Source organism: Nitrospira moscoviensis (assembly GCF_001273775.1).
Lineage (GTDB): Bacteria > Nitrospirota > Nitrospiria > Nitrospirales > Nitrospiraceae > Nitrospira_D > Nitrospira_D moscoviensis.
Genome location: NZ_CP011801.1, coordinates 39,571 through 58,277, shown reverse-complemented (window position 1 = coordinate 58,277; position 18,707 = coordinate 39,571). Strand labels below are relative to the sequence as shown.

Annotated in this window: 19 protein-coding genes; 15 read left to right on the top strand and 4 right to left on the bottom strand. The window is 62.6% G+C overall.

Annotation, left to right across the window (positions count from 1 at the left end):
- Positions 1–26 precede the first annotated feature (26 nt).
- From NITMOv2_RS00260 to lpxC, 12 genes are all read left to right on the top strand, one after another.
- Positions 27–875 (top strand): MBL fold metallo-hydrolase, encoded by an 849-nt coding sequence (locus NITMOv2_RS00260; protein WP_053377995.1) that lies wholly within the window; start codon positions 27–29, stop codon positions 873–875.
- Positions 866–1,270 carry a coenzyme B12-dependent isobutyryl CoA mutase small subunit gene (locus NITMOv2_RS00255; protein ID WP_053377994.1) on the top strand — a complete coding sequence of 135 codons (405 nt, stop codon included), beginning with the start codon at positions 866–868 and terminating at the stop codon, positions 1,268–1,270. The genes NITMOv2_RS00260 and NITMOv2_RS00255 overlap by 10 nt, the downstream gene beginning before the upstream one ends.
- A 6-nt stretch (positions 1,271–1,276) precedes the next feature.
- A complete protein-coding gene (locus tag NITMOv2_RS00250) occupies positions 1,277–2,881 on the top strand; it encodes a carboxyl transferase domain-containing protein (protein ID WP_053377993.1) in 1,605 nt (534 codons plus the stop codon).
- A 7-nt stretch (positions 2,882–2,888) separates the two neighbouring features.
- Entirely contained in the window at positions 2,889–3,740 is an 852-nt protein-coding gene (locus tag NITMOv2_RS00245; protein WP_053377992.1) for an enoyl-CoA hydratase-related protein, read from the top strand.
- Complete coding sequence (locus NITMOv2_RS00240) at positions 3,718–4,662, top strand: hydroxymethylglutaryl-CoA lyase (protein ID WP_053377991.1); 945 nt, start codon at positions 3,718–3,720, stop codon at positions 4,660–4,662. The genes NITMOv2_RS00245 and NITMOv2_RS00240 overlap by 23 nt, the downstream gene beginning before the upstream one ends.
- A complete protein-coding gene (meaB, locus tag NITMOv2_RS00235; RefSeq protein WP_053377990.1) occupies positions 4,659–5,450 on the top strand; it encodes a methylmalonyl Co-A mutase-associated GTPase MeaB in 792 nt (263 codons plus the stop codon). Before NITMOv2_RS00240 ends, meaB begins: the two co-directional genes overlap by 4 nt.
- Before the next feature lie 20 nt (positions 5,451–5,470).
- The gene (locus NITMOv2_RS00230) at positions 5,471–6,244 is read left to right on the top strand and encodes an enoyl-CoA hydratase-related protein (protein ID WP_053377989.1); all 774 of its coding nucleotides are present in this window, start codon (positions 5,471–5,473) and stop codon (positions 6,242–6,244) included.
- Between the two features lie 55 nt (positions 6,245–6,299).
- Positions 6,300–7,727 carry an MmgE/PrpD family protein gene (locus tag NITMOv2_RS00225; protein ID WP_053377988.1) on the top strand — a complete coding sequence of 476 codons (1,428 nt, stop codon included), beginning with the start codon at positions 6,300–6,302 and terminating at the stop codon, positions 7,725–7,727.
- A 37-nt stretch (positions 7,728–7,764) separates the two neighbouring features.
- Positions 7,765–8,664 carry a methylisocitrate lyase gene (gene prpB / locus NITMOv2_RS00220; RefSeq protein ID WP_187299315.1) on the top strand — a complete coding sequence of 300 codons (900 nt, stop codon included), beginning with the start codon at positions 7,765–7,767 and terminating at the stop codon, positions 8,662–8,664.
- Positions 8,630–9,808, top strand: coding sequence for a citrate/2-methylcitrate synthase (locus NITMOv2_RS00215; RefSeq protein ID WP_083447611.1), 1,179 nt, complete (start codon positions 8,630–8,632; stop codon positions 9,806–9,808). Before prpB ends, NITMOv2_RS00215 begins: the two co-directional genes overlap by 35 nt.
- Positions 9,783–11,501, top strand: a complete 1,719-nt coding sequence (locus NITMOv2_RS00210) for a class I adenylate-forming enzyme family protein (RefSeq protein WP_053377986.1) — start codon at positions 9,783–9,785, stop codon at positions 11,499–11,501. The genes NITMOv2_RS00215 and NITMOv2_RS00210 overlap by 26 nt, the downstream gene beginning before the upstream one ends.
- 228 nt (positions 11,502–11,729) lie before the next feature.
- On the top strand, positions 11,730–12,683 hold the full coding sequence (gene lpxC, locus NITMOv2_RS00205) for a UDP-3-O-acyl-N-acetylglucosamine deacetylase (protein ID WP_083447610.1): 954 nt from the start codon (positions 11,730–11,732) through the stop codon (positions 12,681–12,683).
- A gap of 219 nt (positions 12,684–12,902) precedes the next feature.
- Here lpxC and NITMOv2_RS00200 read toward each other — a convergent pair whose 3' ends face one another.
- Positions 12,903–13,415 (bottom strand): winged helix-turn-helix domain-containing protein, encoded by a 513-nt coding sequence (locus NITMOv2_RS00200; RefSeq protein ID WP_053377984.1) that lies wholly within the window; start codon positions 13,413–13,415, stop codon positions 12,903–12,905.
- Between the two features lie 217 nt (positions 13,416–13,632).
- Here NITMOv2_RS00200 and NITMOv2_RS00195 point away from each other — a divergent pair, with 217 nt between their 5' ends.
- From NITMOv2_RS00195 to NITMOv2_RS00185, 3 genes are all read left to right on the top strand, one after another.
- Positions 13,633–14,487, top strand: coding sequence for an inositol monophosphatase family protein (locus NITMOv2_RS00195; RefSeq protein WP_420799879.1), 855 nt, complete (start codon positions 13,633–13,635; stop codon positions 14,485–14,487).
- Between the two features lie 93 nt (positions 14,488–14,580).
- A complete protein-coding gene (locus tag NITMOv2_RS00190) occupies positions 14,581–14,865 on the top strand; it encodes a hypothetical protein (RefSeq protein ID WP_053377982.1) in 285 nt (94 codons plus the stop codon).
- Positions 14,866–14,924: 59 nt separating this feature from the next.
- On the top strand, positions 14,925–15,257 hold the full coding sequence (locus tag NITMOv2_RS00185) for an arsenosugar biosynthesis-associated peroxidase-like protein (RefSeq protein ID WP_053377981.1): 333 nt from the start codon (positions 14,925–14,927) through the stop codon (positions 15,255–15,257).
- A 66-nt stretch (positions 15,258–15,323) separates the two neighbouring features.
- On the opposite strand, the gene NITMOv2_RS00180 is transcribed toward NITMOv2_RS00185, so the two are convergent.
- The 3 genes from NITMOv2_RS00180 to NITMOv2_RS00170 form a co-directional block, all read right to left on the bottom strand.
- Positions 15,324–17,180 (bottom strand): RiPP maturation radical SAM C-methyltransferase, encoded by a 1,857-nt coding sequence (locus NITMOv2_RS00180; protein WP_053377980.1) that lies wholly within the window; start codon positions 17,178–17,180, stop codon positions 15,324–15,326.
- Positions 17,181–17,212: 32 nt separating this feature from the next.
- Entirely contained in the window at positions 17,213–17,563 is a 351-nt protein-coding gene (locus NITMOv2_RS00175) for a 4a-hydroxytetrahydrobiopterin dehydratase (protein WP_053377979.1), read from the bottom strand.
- Positions 17,564–17,638: 75 nt separating this feature from the next.
- Positions 17,639–18,631, bottom strand: coding sequence for a ParB N-terminal domain-containing protein (locus tag NITMOv2_RS00170; protein WP_053377978.1), 993 nt, complete (start codon positions 18,629–18,631; stop codon positions 17,639–17,641).
- Between the last annotated feature and the right edge of the window lie 76 nt (positions 18,632–18,707).

Here is an 18,707-nt window from a genome sequence, read left to right as displayed (position 1 = left end):
GCTGAGCAGCCCGGGGGTGATGGTGTATGAGACTCGGCGCGTTTGAGATTTATCCGGTGAGCGACGGCCGCTTCGCGCTGGACGGCGGGGCGATGTTCGGGGTCGTTCCCAAAGTCTTGTGGGAGCGGTGCTGTCCCGCCGACGACTTGAACCGGGTGCCGCTCAGTCTCACCGCGCTCCTGATTCGAGCGAAGGGCAAGAACATCCTCGTGGACACGGGGTTGGGCACCAAGGAGGACAGGAAGTTTCACCAGATGTTCGCCGTCGAGCGGTCGCCGACCATCCTGGGTTCGTTGAAGCGCCGCGGGTTGAATCCGGGCGACATCCATATGGTCATCAACACGCATCTGCATTTTGACCACGCCGGCGGCAATACGATGAGAGACGAGCACGGGACGATCCGGCCTTCGTTTCCCAAGGCGCAGTATTTCGTGCAGCAGGGGGAGTACGACGACGCAGCCCGCGCGAACGAGCGGACCAGGGCCAGCTATCGGCGGGAGAACTTCACGCCGATCGCGCACGTGAACCAGTGGGAATTCCTGCGCGGCGATACGGAATTGTTTCCGGGGATCACCGCCGTCGTCACCGCCGGGCACACGCGCTGTCATCAAAGCATCAGGATCGAATCGGAAGGGAAGGTGGCCTTCTTTCTGGGCGATCTGATCCCGACCGTCTCTCACCTGCCCCTGCCCTACATCATGGGCTACGACCTGTTTCCCGTTCAGACGCTCGAGACCAAACGGTGGGTGTTGGATCGGGCGTTCGAGGAACAATGGTTGCTGCTCTTCGAGCATGATCCGCTGGTGCAAGCGGGCTATGTCCGGAGGGATCACGAGGGCAAATATTTTCTTCGGGAGGTGACGGCATGGCAGTAGCGACGGCGCCCATGCGAATCCTCATCGGCAAAGTCGGCCTCGATGGCCATGACAGAGGCGTCAAGCTGATCGCACGCGCGCTGCGTGACGCCGGGATGGAAGTGATCTACACCGGCCTCCATCAAACGCCGGAGCAAGTCGTGAGCACGGCAATCCAGGAAGACGTGGATGCCATCGGCTTGAGCATTCTGTCGGGCGCCCACAACACGCTGTTTCGGCGCGTGTCGGAGCTGCTCAAGGAACAGGGAGCCGACGATATCGTGCTGTTCGGCGGCGGGATCATCCCGGATGACGACATTCCCGGGCTCACAGCGGCGGGCGTGAAAGCGCTGTTCAGGCCCGGCGCGCCCATGCAGGAGATCGTCGAGTTCGTCAAAGGGCTCAAACACGGTTGAGGCGCCATGCGCACGCTGGTCACGTCCATCTCGTCCACATCCCCTGACTTTACGTCGAATCGGGCCCACTACGAAGGCCTGATGGCCGATCTCCACAAACGGCTGGCGCTCGCCCGGGCCGGAGGATCGGCGGAGGCCGTCGCGCTGCACAAAGAACGAGGCAAGCTGACCGCCCGCGAGCGGATCGCGGCCCTCCTCGATCCCGACGCGCCCTGGCTGGAGCTCAGTCCGCTCGCGGCCTCTGACATGTACGACGACCAGGTTCCATCCGCGGGATTGATCGCCGGCATCGGCTACGTGGCGGGCCGCCCCTGCGTGATCGCCGCCAACGACGCGACGGTCAAAGGCGGGACCTATTTCCCGATGACGATCAAGAAACATCTCCGGGCGCAAGAGATCGCGCTGGAGAACCGGCTGCCGGCGATCTATCTCGTGGATTCGGGCGGCGTGTTCCTGCCGACGCAGGCCGAGGTCTTCGCCGACAAGGATCACTTCGGACGGATCTTCTACAACCAGGCGCGGATGTCGGCGCTCGGCATTCCGCAGATCGCCGTGGTGATGGGCATGTGCACCGCGGGCGGCGCCTATGTGCCGGCCATGTGCGACGAGAACGTGATCGTGAAAGGCACCGGGACCATTTATCTGGCGGGACCGCCGCTGGTCAAAGCGGCGACCGGCGAGGACGTCACCGCCGAAGAGCTCGGCGGGGCCGACCTCCACACGAGGCTGTCCGGCGTGAGCGATCATCTGGCGGAGAACGACCGCGACGCGCTCGACATCTGCCGGTCGATCGTCGAGACGCTGCCTCGCCGGCCCGCCACGCGCAAGCCCGCGGTGATCGAGGAGCCGCTCTATCCGGCTGACGAGCTGTACAGCATCATTCCGAGCAATCCGCGGCAGACCTTCGAGGCGCGTGACGTCATCGCCCGCCTGGTGGACGGCAGCCGCTTTCACGAGTTCAAGGCCCGCTACGGCCGGACGCTCACCTGCGGCTTCGCCCGTTGGATGGGGCACCAGGTCGGCCTCGTCGCCAACAACGGCGTGTTGCTCTCCGAAGCCGCCTTGAAAGGCGCGCACTTCGTGCAGCTCTGTGCGCAACGGCGGGTGCCGCTCGTGTTTCTTCAGAACATCACGGGCTTCATGGTCGGCAAAGAGTATGAGGCGCGCGGGATCATCAAGGACGGCGCCAAGATGGTGCAGGCCGTGGCGACGGCCGACGTCCCGAAATTCACGATCATCATCGGAGCCTCCCACGGGGCCGGGAATTACGCGATGTGCGGACGGGCCTACGGTCCGCGGTTTCTCTTCCTCTGGCCCAACGCGCGGACGTCGGTCATGGGGGCGCAGCAGGCGGCGGAGGTGCTCGTTACGGTCAAGCGGCAGCAGCGGGCCCGTGAGAAGGCCGTCCTCTCGGAGGCCGAGCAGCGCAAGATGCGCGAGTCCACACTGGCCCAGTATGAGCGGGAAGGCCATGCCTATTTCAGCACCGCGCGCCTCTGGGACGACGGGATCATCGATCCCGTCGAGACGAGGAAGATTCTCGGTCTCTGCTTGGATCTCGCGATGGCGACGCCGATCCGGCCGTCGCATCCGCCGGTTTTCCGCATGTGAGGCGCCGATGAAGGAATCTGCATCGATCCTGGTCGAGTCAAATAACGGCCTGGCGCGCGTGACGTTGAATCGGCCGCATCGGCGCAACGCGTTCGATGCGGGGATGGTGAGCGCGTTGTGCAGCACGTTCGAGTCGTTGGGACAGGATTCCTCCGTGCGTGCGATTGTCCTCACCGGCGCCGGGTCGCTCTTCTGCGCGGGGGCCGATCTCGATTGGCTGGCGCCGGACCGGACGATCACTGCGCAGGACGCTCAAGACGACGCCGAGCGGTTGCTCGCCATGTTCAGGACCATCGACGCCTGTCCCTGTCCAGTGATTGGCCGCATTCAGGGAGGCGCCTACGGCGGCGGGCTCGGATTGATCGCGGTGTGCGACATCGCCGTGGCCGTGGCGGACGCGACCTTCGCGTTCAGCGAGGTGCGTTTGGGGCTGGTCCCCGCGGTGATTGCGCCGTTTATCCTTCGGAAAACCGGCGAGTCGTTTGTGCGACGGTATGGGTTGATAGGAGAGCCGTTTTCTTCGTCGACGGCGGCGGCGGCCGGGCTCGTTCACGAGGCGGTCGACTCGGCGGCGCTCGACAAGCGTGTCCATGAACTCGTGGAACTCGTCTTGCGCCTTCCGCCCCGCGCGGTGCGGGACACGAAAGCCTGGATCAGCAGACTCCATCAGGTTCCGGAGGACAGGATCTGGAGGCTGGGTGTTCAGACCAACGTCCGGGCCCGCCTCTCGGCGGAGGCGCAGGAAGGACTTCGGGCCTTTCGTGAACGGAGAACTCCCGACTGGGCCGCCTCGGCCGATGGCAGAGAGACGGCATCACCGGAGGAGAAACCCCACGATGTCGACGCCCGATCGACATAGAGACGTGTCACGCCCGATCCGGATCGTCGAAGTGGGTCCGCGCGACGGGCTGCAGAATGAGCCGGCCATCGTTTCGACGGAGGCCAAGGTGTCGTTCGTGGACGCCCTGTCCCGGACCGGTGTGGCCGAGATTGAAGCGGGTTCGTTCGTCGCGCCCCGGGCGATCCCGCAATTGGCGGACTCCGATGAGGTGTTTCGGAAGATCGACCGACGGCCGGGCGTGGTCTACTCAGCCCTCGTGCCGAATGAACGAGGATTGGAACGGGCGAGGGCCGCGGCAGTCGACAAGATCGCCGTCTTCACGGCGGCCTCCGACACGTTCACCCGACGGAACATCAACTGCACGGTTCGCGAGTCGATCGAGCGGTTCAAGCCGGTGGTGTCCGGCGCGAAACGGGACGGCATGATCGTGCGCGGATACATTTCCACTGCGGCCCATTGCCCCTTCGAGGGCCCGGTGCCGCCCTCGCGCGTGGTGGAGGTGATGCGCCTGCTGCTGGATCTTGGCGTCGACGAGATCTCGTTGGGCGACACGATCGGCAAGGCCGCACCCCCCGATGTCCGCAATCTGCTGGATGCCGTCAAGCCGGAGATCGGCCGAACCGCGCTCTCGCTCCATGTCCACGACACCTACGGCATGGCCATCGCCAACGCGCTGGTCGCCTGGATGGAATACGGCATCGACTCGTTCGACACCTCCGCCGGAGGACTCGGCGGCTGCCCCTATGCGCCGGGCGCGTCGGGCAACGTGGCGACCGAAGACATAGTCTATGCCTTGAAGGCTTCCGGAGCCGCCGTCGCGGTCGATGAACGGCTGGTCGTGGCCGCGGCCCGGCAGATGGAGACAGCGTTGAAACGCTCTCTTTCGTCACGGCTCTCGCTGGTGTACCAGCGTCACGCAGCCTATGAGGCTGTTCCATGACGACGGCTGGTGAGCAAATCACGAGCGGTTCCGAGTGCATGAGTGCCCTGGCCGAGCAAGTGAAGTCCGGAAATATCCGCGCCGTATCCCGGCTGATCAGCCTGCTGGAGGACCAGCATCCGGGCGGCACGGCGGCGTTGCGCCTGCTGACCCGGCGCCAGGCAGCCGTCATCGGAATCACCGGGTATCCGGGAGCTGGCAAAAGCACGCTCATCGGTCAGCTCATCACCACTTACCGGCGGCTTGGGCTGAAGGTAGGGGTCCTGGCGGTCGATATCAGCAGCCATGTCACGGGCGGCGCGTTGCTGGGGGACCGAATCAGGATGCAGGATCATGCGCTCGATCACGGGGTGTACATCCGCAGTATGGCTACCCGCGGGAGACAGGGCGGCCTGGCCCGCGCGACCGACCGCGCCAAGCTGGTGCTCGACGCGGCGGGATACGACGTCATTCTGATCGAAACGATCGGCGTCGGGCAGAACGAAGTGGACATCGTCGACGTCGCACAGACGGTCGTGGCCGTCGTGGCGCCCGGGCTGGGCGACGAAGTACAAGCCATGAAGGCCGGATTGCTGGAAATGGCGCACATCGTCGTGGTGAACAAGGCCGACCATCCGGATGCGGACGCGGCGGTGCGGGACCTGCGCGAATGGTGCCCCATCGTCCTACGCACGGTGGCGACGACCGGAGAAGGAGTGTCCGACCTCGTGGCCGCGATCGCGGAGCATCGGCGGCTGCGCGATCTAGGCCCGGGATCCGCCCGTGCCGCGATGCGACACCCGAACTGACTTTGAACCACGGGGACGCTATGACGCACCACCTGTTGACGATCTCACACAACGTCGCGCGGATCACGCTCCACAATCCGCCGGCCAACGCGCTGAACGCCCCCCTGCTCAACGAGCTTCAGCAGATCTTGAGCCAGGTGGAAGACGACGACTACGTTCGCGCGGTGATTGTGACCGGCTCCGGCCGCTTTTTTTGCGCCGGCGCGGACATCCACGAGTTATCCCATTTACACACGAGCCACGCGGGCACCGAGTTCGCCCTCCGCGGGCAGGCCCTCTTCAATCGGCTCGAGCGCTGCGACAAGCCTGTGCTGGCGGCGATCAACGGCACCTGTGTCGGCGGAGGCCTCGAGCTGGCCCTCGCCTGTCACATCCGGCTTGCCGCGTCCGGCGTCCAGTTGGGGTTGCCGGAGATCAGGCTGGGTCTGATTCCGGGCTTCGGCGGCACGCAGCGACTGCCGCGACTCGTGGGCGCTTCGAAGGCGGCGGAGATGATCCTGACGGGCGAGACGCTCTCGGCTGAGGACGCACTCAAGATCGGGCTGGTGAGCCGCGTCGTGCCGCCCCAGGAGCTCATGACGCAGGCGGAGGCGGTCGCCGCGCTGATCACGGCGCGCGGCAGGGCCGCCGTCGAAGCGGCGTTGCATGCGATCAGAGGGGGGCTCGATATCCCGTTGTCCGAAGGGCTGGCCAGGGAAGCGGAGTTATTCGGCAAATTATGCGTCACGGCCGACATGCAGGAGGCCGTCCGCGCCTTTCTGGAACGGCGACAGGCGAAGGTGGCCGGCGCGTGAATCGACGGAGACCTGCGTCACCGGTCATTGGTCAATAGTCATTTGGTACAACAAGATGCTCGCGGATCGTCTCGCTCGCTATGGTCAGGCACTTTGCTACGACGACTTGCCCGAAACCGTCGTGCATGAAGTGAAGCGGCGGCTGCTCGACAGCCTGGGCTGCGCGCTGGGCGCCTGGAACGCGGCCCCCTGCCGGATCGCGCGTCAGCTCGCTCAGACGGTCAAGGTGGTGCAAGGCGCCACCCTGTGGGGCACGCGACACAAAACGCTTCCCGATCTTGCGACCTTCGCCAACGGCGCACTCGTCCGCTATCTCGATTTCAATGACACGTACCTCGCCAAGGAACCGGCTCATCCTTCCGATAATATCGCGGCCGTGCTTGCGGTCGGAGAGGCGGCTCGCGCGTCCGGCAAACGCGTCATCCAAGCCATCGCGCTCGCTTATGAAGTGCAATGCCGGCTCTGCGACGCCGCGGCGTTGCGGCCGCGCGGCTGGGACCACGTGACATACGGCCCCATCTCGTCCGCGCTCGCCGCCGCCAAGGTCCTGAAGCTGTCGGACGCGCAGACGTTCCACGCCGTCAACCTCGCCGGCGTTTCGAACATCGCGTTGCGGCAGACGCGGGTCGGGGACCTCTCCATGTGGAAGGCCTGCGCCTTCTCGAACGCCGCCCGCAACGGGGTCTTCGCCGCCTTACTGGCTCAGCGCGGCATGACGGGCCCCTCGCCGATCTTCGAAGGCGAAAAGGGTTTCATGAAACTCGTGTCGGGACCGTTTGAGTTGGCGGCATTCGGAAGAGAAGGGGGACAGGCTCCCGATGGGGGCGGGAGCCGGTCCCCTTCGTTCAAGATTTTGGATACCTACATCAAGCACTACCCGGTGGAGTACCACGCGCAGACAGCGGTCGAAGCAACGCTGGCCCTGCGGGGCGAAGTGATCCAGGCCGAGGGCGCTCAGGCGCTGGAGCAGATCACCGACGTGGAAATCGGAAGCTACGACGTCGCGATCGAAATCATCGGCCGCGATCCCGAAAAGTGGCAGCCGGCCACGAGGGAAACGGCGGATCACAGTTTCCCCTATTGCGTGGCTGTCGCGTTGCTCGACGGTCGGCTGACGCTGTCGTCGTTCAGTCCGGCCCGATTGCGGGATGCGGCCGTGCGCAATCTGATGAAGAAGGTCCGCGTCGTGCGGCAGCCCGAGTTCGTGGAGCGGTACCCCGAGGCGATGCCGACCCGCATCACGATCAAAACTGGCGCGGGGAAGACCTACCTACGACAGGCGGACATCCCGCTGGGCCATCCCGGCAATCCCATGTCGGACTGGGAGCTCGAAGCGAAGGTCCGCCGCCTGGCCGCCGGACGGCTCGATCGCGCGCGCATCGATCGGCTCATTCGATTCGTGTGGAGGCTTGACGAAGTCCAGGACATCGGCGCACTGATGCCGCTGCTGCGGATCAACGGTCGAGGCTCAGGTCAAGGTTGAGGATGGGTTGAAGACGACGATGGATCACAAGGGACAGATGAAGACATCCCGTCTGCGGGAGCTGTTGGGCACGCGCACGATCGCCATTCCCGGAGCGTTCAACGCGCTGATCGCGATGCAGATCGAGCGAGCCGGCTACGAAGCCCTGTACGTGTCGGGAGCCGCGCTCTCCGCCTGCCGGGGGATACCGGACATCGGCCTTCTGACGCTCACGGACGTGACGGCGGAGGCGGGGCGCATCGCCCAAGCCGTGTCGATTCCCACGATCGTCGACGCCGACACGGGATACGGCGGCCCCCAGGCCGCCGCGGAGGCAGCCACGGCGTTCGAGGAGGCCGGTCTCGCCGGCATGCAGATCGAGGATCAGGAGGAAGCGAAGAAATGCGGTCACCTCCCGGGGAAACGCCTGGTGCCCGTGGCCGACATGGCGGCCAAGATCGAAGCGGCGGTTCACGCCAGACGGGATCCGAATTTCCTGATCGTGGCGCGCACGGATGCCCGCGGGGTGGAAGGGTTTGACGCCGCCGTTCGGCGGGCCTTGACCTATGCCGAAGCCGGAGCCGATGCGCTGTTCCCCGAGGCGCTGGAGTCCGCGCACGAGTTCGGAACGTTCGCGAGTGAAATCCGGAAGGGAGGAGTTACCCTTCCGCTGATCGCCAATATGACGGAATTCGGCAAAACGCCTCTCCTGAGCGTCACGGAATTCGAATCCCTCGGATATCGCGGCGTGCTCTTTCCGGTCACGGCGTTACGGACGGCCCTGCGGGCTATCGAGGCGCTGCTGGCCGAATTGAAGCTGTTCGGCACGCAACGCGACTGGCTTCACCACATGATGACGCGACAAGAGCTGTACAATCTGCTCGGCTATATCAATTCCCAAGGACCACAGGAGGGAGAGAGATATGAACCAGGTCATGAGCGAGTCTCCCGCGACTGATTCCCTAGACCGTCCTGTCTACAGTCCCGGCCTGGAGGGGGTGATCGCCGGAGAATCGGCCTTGTGTCTCGTGGACGAAGGAGAGGCCGGTCTCCGCTATCGCGGCTATGCGATCGGCGACTTGGCGGAGCACGGCAGCTTCGAAGAGGTGGCCTTCTTGCTTCTGTTCGACCATCTGCCGACCGCGAAAGAGCTGAACGACTTCCGCGGAGAGCTCGCCCTCCACTCCGTCCTCCCGCGTCCCATCGAAGACTTCCTGAGTTTGGTACCAACCGGGGCGCATCCGATGGACGTTCTGAGGACGGGCGTGTCACTGCTCGGCATGACCGACCCGGACGCCGCCGACCACTCGCACGAAGCCAACGTGCGCAAGTCCCTCCGGCTGCTCGCGCAAATCCCGCTGCTCGTCTCGGCCGCGTATCGGTTCGCGAACGCCGCCCCTCTGGCGCCGCCGCATGCCGAGTTGAGCTTCGCCGACAATCTCCTGTATCTGCTCACCGACCGGAAGGGCGACGAGCAGGCACGCGCCATGGCGCGCGTCCTCGACGTCTCGCTGACCCTCTACGCCGAGCACGAATTCAACGCCTCCACCTTCGCGGCCCGCGTCACCGCCTCGACGATGACGGATCTGCACTCGGCCGTCACCTCGGCCATCGGAACCTTGAAGGGGCCGCTCCACGGGGGAGCCAACGAGGCCGTGGCCGAGATGTTTCTCGAAATCGGACGCCGGGAACAGGCGGAGCGATGGGTGCGGGAGGCGCTGGCGAGCAAACGCCGGATCATGGGCTTCGGCCATCGGGTGCTCAAGAAAGGCGACTCCCGCTCGGCCATCATTCAACGGCACGCCGACTCGTTGAGCCGCCTGTGCGGCGAGCGCCGCTGGTACGACATTGCGACCGCCGTCGAGCGGGTCATGCAAGAGGAGAAAGGGCTCTATCCCAATCTCGATTTCTACACGGCGGTGGCCTATCTCCTGATGGCGGTTCCCCGCGCACTCTATACGCCGGTCTTCGTCTGCTCGCGCATCACGGGATGGTGCGCGCATGTCATCGAGCAACAGGATCACAATCGCCTGATGAGGCCCCGCGCCCTCTACACGGGGCCGGCGAAGAGGGAGTATGTCCCCCTTGGTCGCCGTACCTGACCATATCGCGCAAGCGCGAAGAAGGGACGGCCTCGCCCCCGCGCTCCCGTGGCGCTCGTTTGCCGATCTCTTCAAATCCCGCATCCACGATCGTGCCTTGGTCAACCGGCCGTTTCTCACCTACCGCGACGATGACCGAAACATCCATTACACCTACAGCTATGCGGAATTCGGGGCGGTCGTCCAACGGGCCGCCGCCTTCCTTCATGATTCGGTCGGGCTCCGGCGGGGAGACCGTCTGGCGACGCTCCTGTTCAATCATGACGTCACCGTGGTGTTGTATTTTGCCGCCTGGTTATCGGGGATCACGGTGGTGCCGATCAACGTCGAAGAATCCCCGGAGAAGAAGCGGTTCATTTTGGACCATTCGGAAGCGTCGGCCGTCTGCTGCCGGCACAGTTACATGGAGGAGGTCACGAGTCTCCAAAAGGAGCTTCCCGCCTTGCGGCGCGTCATCGCGGTGAACGACGAGGGCTTCTTAGAAGAGGCGGGACGGGAGGCTCGAGACAAGGGGAAACCGTCCTCGAAGAGCTCTCGCCTCACGTCTCTCGGCTCCAGCCTGGACGACGAAGCCCTCATTGTTTACACGTCGGGGACGACCGGCCTTCCAAAGGGAGTGGTCCTGACCGCAGACAATCTGCTGACCGACGCCGATGCGATCGCCGACTGGCACGCATTCGGAGCCGACGACCGCCTCATGTGCGTGCTTCCGATCCACCATGTGAACGGAACGGTCGTCACCCTCGTCACCCCCTTCTACTGCAAAGGCAGCGTGGTCCTGAATCGCAAATTCAAGAGCGCCGCCTTTTGGCGGAGACTGCACGAAGAAGCCGTGACCTGCGTGAGCGTCGTTCCGACCTTACTGGAGTTTCTCCTCGATGCGAATGAAGACGCGACGGCCTGCAACCTGAGCGCGTTCCGCGGCTTCATCTGCGGCGCCGGCCCGCTGCTCAAGGATACCGCGGCGCGGTTCGAAGACCGCTTCGGGTTTCCGATCCGCCACGGCTACGGCTTGTCCGAAACGACCTGCTACTCTTGCTTTTTGCCGAACGACCTGTCGCGCGAGGAGCATCGCCATTGGCTCACGGGCTACGAGTTTCCTTCCATCGGCGTCCCGCTTCGGCACAATACGATGGCGATTCTCGACGGGGAGGGGCAGCCGGTGCCCGAACTGGCGCGGGGAGAAATCTGCATCCGGGGCGGCACGGTGTGTGCCGGGTATTTCAAGCGCGACGACGCCAATGATGCGGCTTTCCAGGGGGGGTGGTTCCGTTCCGGCGACGAAGGGTTCTATGTGCGCGACGAGCGAGGCCGGCCGTTTTTCTTCATCTCCGGCCGCCTCAAGGAACTGATCATCAGAGGCGGCGTGAACATTTCGCCGCTCGAGATCGATGACGCGCTGAAAAGCCACCCGCTGGTCCGGTTCGCCATGGCGATCCCGTTTGAGAATCGCTACTATGGCGAAGAGATCGCGGCGTATGTCGTCCCGCGAGACGGGACGTCTCTCCCCACGGAACCGGATCTGCTCGCCCACTGCCGGCGATTCCTACCATTTTACAAATGTCCGAAGGTCATTCTGTTCGGAGATGACGTGCCCTACACCTCGACGGGGAAACCCAAGCGTTTGGAGTTGAAATCCCGCCTGGCCTCCGCCCTCGCCGCTCACCGGGATTCGCAATTCACGGAAAGATAGCGAAGCCAGACGTGCGGTGACGTTGCAAGATATGTAGTAGCGTCGCCGCGGCTGGGGCGCGAAGATGCTTGACGCCTGCACGCCTCTTGAACCAAAGTATCCCATCAAAAGCCCACAGATGTGATTTTTACGACACAAGTCATTTTCTTTTGATCAATGGATTTTCCATTGACATACGATGACTTATGACAAGGTTGCATTGGCATATGAGTTGCTAGGGTAAGCCCCGTGTTGTTTTGGAACGGAGGACTTGTGCGAAATCAGCAGACGTTAGCGGCGGCGGTCACCTGCTCTGGGATTGGGCTTCATTCCGGCCAGCCGGCAGCCATGACGCTCCGACCGGCACCTCCGAATACCGGGGTGGTCTTCGTCAATCGAAACGGCCATGCCGGCGCTTCTCTTCCTGCTTCGATCGAGTATCGCGTCCCAACTGAACTCTGTACAGCCATAAGCGGGAATGGGTTTCAGGTTAAGACCATTGAGCATGTGCTGGCGGCCTTAGCCGGCCTGGAAGTCGACAATGTCTATATCGACGTGACCGCCGGAGAGATCCCGGTCATGGATGGCAGTGCCGCGCCGTTCGTCCGCCTCATCCGGTCGGTCGGCGTGGTGGCGCAGAACCGCAAGCAGCCGTATCTCAAAATCATGGCTCCGATGGAAGTGTCCGAAGGGTCGAAGCGCGTTCGAATTGAACCGTCGGCCACCTCCCGTATCAGTTACTCGATTCATTACGACCATCCGCTCATCCAGACACAGACCTATGTGCATGACTGTACGGCAGCGTCGTTTGAGCGGCACATCGCCGAAGCGCGGACGTTCGGATTTCTGAACGAAGTGCAGGCCCTGTGGGCGCGCGGTCTCGGGAAGGGCGGGACTTTGGACAACACGGTTGTGCTCTCCGAGACCGGGATCATGAACGAATCCGGTTTACGGTTCGCCGACGAGTTCGTTCGTCACAAAATCCTGGATCTGATCGGTGACTTTTCGTTGCTCGGCATGTCCTTCATCGGCCACATTGTTGCCGACCGCTCGGGCCATGCCCTGCATACGAAGCTGGTTCAGCAAATTCTGGAACAGCCCGACAAGTGGGTGCTCCTCAACACCGAGACGCTTCCGGCTGAGCCTCGGCCTGCACTCGGCCTGCCCCGACTCCAGCCCGCCATCGTCCTTCAGCCCTCCTGATTCCCGCGTCATTTCAGCCTAACGACGGTGATCGGTGCCTAGGAGGAACCTTCTCTCGTTCGGTTTCTTGATGGAGCACGGAAGAATTACGCCGAGAGTGAGTGGCCCCACCCTCGGCGAATAAGTCGCGGCGGGATTACTTCTTCTTCTTCTTCGCTGCCTTCTTCGTTGCCAAGAGCCTCACCCCCCTTCGTCTCTTATAGGTATCCGCTTGGGCTTCTACACGGCCTGAATCAGCATGTCGTCCAGCGCTTCAAACGTATTGGGTCCGACTTTCCGAAATCGTTTGTCCCGTTTCAGTGACGTCGCGATAGACGTCAAGGGTGTTTTCCCCTTGATGTGCAAACCCCCTTCTCCCAGGCGCTGCACCAGTTCTTTGGCGTGCATGGCCCGGTTGGACTCACGCAGAATCTCATAGGCGGCTTCGGGCACACTCTTCCCCACATACTTGCTGCGCCCCAAAAGAATTTCCCGCGATTGATCCGTGACGTCCATAACGGGAGCCGGGCGGGATCCCTTCGTATCGTCGGTGATGAGCTGGTTGGAAAGACTGGCGAGCTTGGCTTTGTCCGCTTCGACTCGATACAGGGTTTCTGCGAGTTCCAGATACTTTTTGATCGTTGCAATCTCGTCATCCAGGCGGCGGCGCTTTTTTTCAAGCTCCTGGAACCTGTTCTTGTAGGCGTTGATCCGCTGCTCCAGGCCGACGAGAATATCGGTTAACTCTTCCACACCCCTCTCCGAAAAAGCATGCTTGCTTTATAGCATTGCTTCTATGCCTTGTCAACTGTCTCTCGGTTGAAACAATAACGGATAAGATTTCATGCCGATCAGTGTACAAGTAATCATTCTGCAATCAGTTTATGTAAGGCTTGTTGCCGTGTTGGACACTCAACCGAGCTTTGGCAAGAACCGACCGGTGCGTATCCCATTCAACTCCTTGAAGAATGTGGAAAAGAGACACGCTGGCCATGTTATTCTTCCGGTTGTGCAGTCCTCTGAACCGTCACTCCACCAGTTGCTCGAGCTTGCGATGGCCGCCGCCCGGGAGGCCGGAGCGCTTCTTCTGGACTATGCGCGAACCGGATTTCACGTCGCCCACAAGAGCCCCATTAACCTGGTGACTGATGCCGACCATGCCGCCGAACAGTGTGTCATTGATCGCATCCGCTCCGTTTATCCAAGCCATGGATTTTTGGCGGAAGAGTGCGGCCGAATCGAACACGGCCCCTCGCCCTACCGCTGGATCATTGATCCGCTCGACGGCACGACCAATTTTGCCCACGGCTATCCCACCTACTGCGTCTCCATCGGACTTGAGCACCGAGGACGGTGCGTCCTGGGCGTGGTGTACGATCCTTCCCGCGACGAGTTGTTCACGGCATTGAACGGAACGGGGGCCCGGCTCAATGGAAACCCGATTCACGTCTCCAGGGAAGACTCGTTGGAGCATAGCCTGCTCGTGACGGGATTCGCCTATGACATCCGAGAAACCGCGCGGAATAACCTTGATCACTTCGGGCGGTTTGCGCTCAACGCTCAAGGCGTGAGACGCACCGGCTCCGCTGCGCTGGACCTCTGTTACGTGGCAGCCGGTCGGTTCGACGGGTTTTGGGAGGTGCGGCTCAATCCGTGGGATATGGCGGCCGGCACGGTGCTGGTGCGGGAAGCCGGAGGGCGCCTCACCAACTTCCGCGGCGACGACCTGTCGATCTATGGACAGGAGTTGGTGGCCACCAACGGTCTCATCCATGGCGCCATGCTGGAGGTTCTTCGGGAGGGAGAAACTCCGACACCCGCATGAGGGGCGAAGACTTCATCTGCCTGTGGCCCCTTCATGTACAACCGGCCGGTCGATGGAGTATGCTCTCCCTAGTCTTACTCAGGAGCACATACCATGGCACAGGCAACACCGCCCTCCGGACAACCCAACGGCAATTCACCCATGGACCAGCCGAACGAGCCCACCGCCTGGGACGTGGAATTGCTCCGTGTCCTCGTCAGCCGGACAGGCACGCAGGTCGATGCCCAGTGGGCGATCCATCCTCAGCTGAAGCTGGATTTGAAACCGGAGGAGTGGAAGGAAGTCACCGACCTGATGGCCAAGGTGACGAACATTGTCGGAGCACGTTTTTCGCAAATCCTCTCGAGCGTGGAGCCGGACCCGCCCGGTCATGCCTGAGCAGCGTCTTCTCGCGACTTCTTCTCTCGCTCGCCCCAGACCATGACACAGGAGGCCCTATGGATTCGTACTATCATTCGCATGATCTCGGAAAGTTTTCGGATATGGGGAAAGGCAACAAGGAACTCTGGGAGAAGTTCATGGGCTACTACGGCGCGGTGTTCGCCGAAGGAGCGCTGACCGAACGCGAGAAGGCGCTGATCGCGCTGGCCGTGGCCCATACCGTGCAGTGCCCCTATTGCATCGATGCGTACACCCAAGCCTCCCTCGAGAAGGGATCCAATGTGGAAGAGATGACCGAAGCGGTGCATGTCGCCTGTGCGATTCGAGGCGGCGCCTCGCTGGTGCACGGGGTGCAGATGCGCAACGTCGCCGAAAAACTGTCGATGTAGGCCGACGCGTTTCGTCACGCACCCGCCGGCAGCGAGTGGCAACTGATATGGCGCTAGACAGTCCGATTAAAGGTAGGGATTCTCGGGAATCGCCAGCGTGAAGTATTTGCCCCGCTCTTCGTACAACACCCGCCGGCTGGTGAGCTCGTCGAGCGCCGCGCTCAATTCGCGGGATCGCTCGGCGGACTCCGCCTCTAAGGCCAGCGTTGACCTGATCTGATCCACGGTTTTCGGCGCTTCATTGCAGACTTCGATCACCTGTGCCGCGATGCCGTCATAGCGGCGGCGCATCGGCGTTTTCAGATCGCGCCCATCATACACCGTCACGTACCCCATGCCCTTGGAGTAGTAGAGGAACGGCCGATCGCCGGACCGGTGCCGCCGTTGCCACCCCTCGATGGCGCTCACCAGTTCCTGGTACACGTGCGGATCGACGGGCCAGTTGTCCAGCTCATATTCAAAATCATAGGCGATCTTGTTCAGATCCACCCGGCGGCCGTCATACACATACTCGTAGGCCATGCCGGGCCCGGTGATACGCACGCCGTATTCATGAGGCCTCGTGTAGTAGGGACTGAATCGCTCCAGCCAGAATTTGCCCGTCGCCTCCGGCGGCTGCAAATGCAGCAACGAAGGAATCAGCTCGATCTGGCGCTGATAATCCTCGTTCGTTTCTCCGGGGAAGCCGAGGAGAATATTCCAGGACACCGCCACCCGATAGTAGAAACTCCACTTCAGGCAGACGATGTTCTGCATCGGCGTCACGCCCTTGTCCATGGCCCGCAGCTGATTCAGGCTCAAGCTTTCCAAACCCGGCTGCATGCATTTCACGCCGCCCATCGCCAAGGTGCGGATCTGGCTCTTGTGGAGATTGCTTTTCGTTTCGATGAAGATATCCAGATCGCAATGGTCGGCGGCAAACCGGCCGAACAACCGGTCCACATATTTCATATCGATGATGTTGTCGACCAGACGAAACCGCGCCGTGTCGTACCGGTTGGACAAATACGCCATTTCGCTCGCAACCTGCTCGGACGATTTGGCGCGGAACTTCATACTCTGGGCGTTCAGCCCGCAGAACGTGCAGTGGTGCTTCTCGCCCCACCAGCAGCCGCGCGAGCCTTCATAGAGCAGCACGCGATCCAGCCCCTGAGCCGCCTCGCCCAGCTCGGCCAGCAAGTGATAATAGTCGTCGTAATCCGGCGGGCCGGTCCGTGAAAACTCCGTGAAGAGCGCGGGGTTCGGCGTCAATCGGATCTGCTCGCCGTCCCGATACGCCACGCCGCTCGGGTAGGGACCGGATCCGCCGGTCAACGTGCGGCGGACCAACGCGGGAAAGGCCGTTTCTCCTTCACCGACCACCACATGGTCGATGAAGGAGAAGGCACGGAAGTATTCCAAGCCCATCTCCCCGTCGTAATTGGCGCCGCCGAAGACGATCGTCACGTCCGGATAGAGGTCCTTGATGAGCTGCGCCAGGGTCAGGCTCGCCACGTTCTGATCGAACGTGGAGGTGAAGCCCACCAGCTTGTATCGCCCCCAATCGACCGCGGTGAGCGCCCACGTCAGGAACTGCGGGGCGATGCGCGAGCTCATCTCTTCGAAAAAGCCGATCGGGTGGCCGCTCTGCTGGGCGAGCTGTTCGAAGACCGGCTTGAAGACCCGGGGGTACTCCGCACGTTTCGGATTGTCACGGAAGAGCAGATACGAGAAGAGCCATTCGCCGAACAATGCGCGCTTTTCACAGATCAGCTCGTACAGCGGCACGCCGATCCGGTGCGCGAAGTGGACATTCAGATGATGGCAATCGACCGGGATCCCCTGCGCTTTCAACAGGGCCGACAGCGTGCCCAATTGAATCGAGGGATACTTCGAGTAACTGAACGGCATGTTGACGAGCGCGACTTGCGCGGGACCGCTCATCTGCTGCCTCGCCGGGCCATGGGTCAGGATGGTTATGCCGCGACGGTGCGAAACGGCTCGAATTCCCGATCCGCCTTCGCCGCCAGATAGAAATCACTTTCCGTGAGGCCGTTGATCTTGTGCGTCCAGATCTCCACCTTGCATTTCCCCCACGCGAGGTAGAAATCGGGATGGTGGCCTTCCGCTTCGGCCACCGCGCCGACCTTATTGACGAACGCGAGCGCCTGCGCGAAATCTTTGAAGGTGTAGAGCCGTTCCAAATGGCCCTGCGTATTGATCGACCACCCGCGGCCCAATTCTGTCAGCAGCGCTTGCGCGCGATCCGCCGGCACCGGCGGCACGCCGCCGCGGCACGGAACACATTTATTGTCGGCCAGACTCATGGGTCGCCTCCTTGCGATGCGGATCAGCGAACATTCTAAAGGGCCGGCGCGCAGAGAAACAAGGCGGACGGCGGCCTATTCCGCGTCGTCCGGAGCCCCGCCGGACTTGGCCAGGTCGTCCAGTTTGATCTTGTCGGGATTGAACTTGACCGCGGCTTTGAGCATCCGGTCGAGCGCCTCGTCGAACGACAGGGGCGGCGCGTCTTTTGGACGGAACCGGATGGGATTGACCCGGGCCACCACGAAACTTTTCAAGTAGGGGCTCGTCAGCCCTTTCGCCTTGAGCGCCTCGACCTGCCTGACAATCTCGTCATCGAGCGCCAACACGGTACGCGCCCGCTCTCGGCGGGTGGCGATCGCCTCCCGCATCGGCCTCGTGAGAAAGTCGTCCACCCGTTTCAATACCGGATGGTACGCCCCGCCGCTGAACCGCGGCCGCTCCTCATAACAGAGGCCGAGCGTGATCAGCGCGGGCTCTTCGAACTCCAGCGCGTAGGACTCCTCGGTGGAGTCGTCCAACTGCGCGAGCTCCTTGTACATGCGGATGACTTCCAGCGCCTTTTCGCGCAGGTTGTGCGCTTTCTCGGTATTGAGCGCCAGAATTTGATAGGCGGCGGCCGCCTCCGGCACGACGATCGCGATGATGCTCTTGGCGCCGAGCGTCCGCATGGCCGACAAACGATGGTGACCGTTCGGCGTCCAGTACTTGGCCGCATGGTCCGGCTTGGAGAGCCGCACGGCGATGATGGGGTCGAGAAAGCGGCCGATCTTGCCGATGACCGTTTCCAGTTTCCGAACGTGTGTCTCGGAAAGATTCCGCTGATAGGGCGTCGGTTCGACCAGATCGATCGGCAGCGCGGCCAAGACCAGCCACCGGCCCCCGTACGGTTCACGATAGACGGCGAGGACTTTCCCACCGTCCTGATCGATCGTCTGATGCAGTTCCGCCACCTCATGAGGCGGGGCGGCGGCCTGCAGCTCCGTCGCAGCAAGGCCGGTCGAAGCACCGCCCGGTTTTTTGCGGCGCTTGGACGGCGACCCGCTGCGCGCTCGTTTTTTTTCCGCCATGGCCGTCTATGGTATGCGACTCGGCTCAGAAAGGAAAGGCGGTCGGCTCGCATTCCCGAACGGGAGCCATTACACT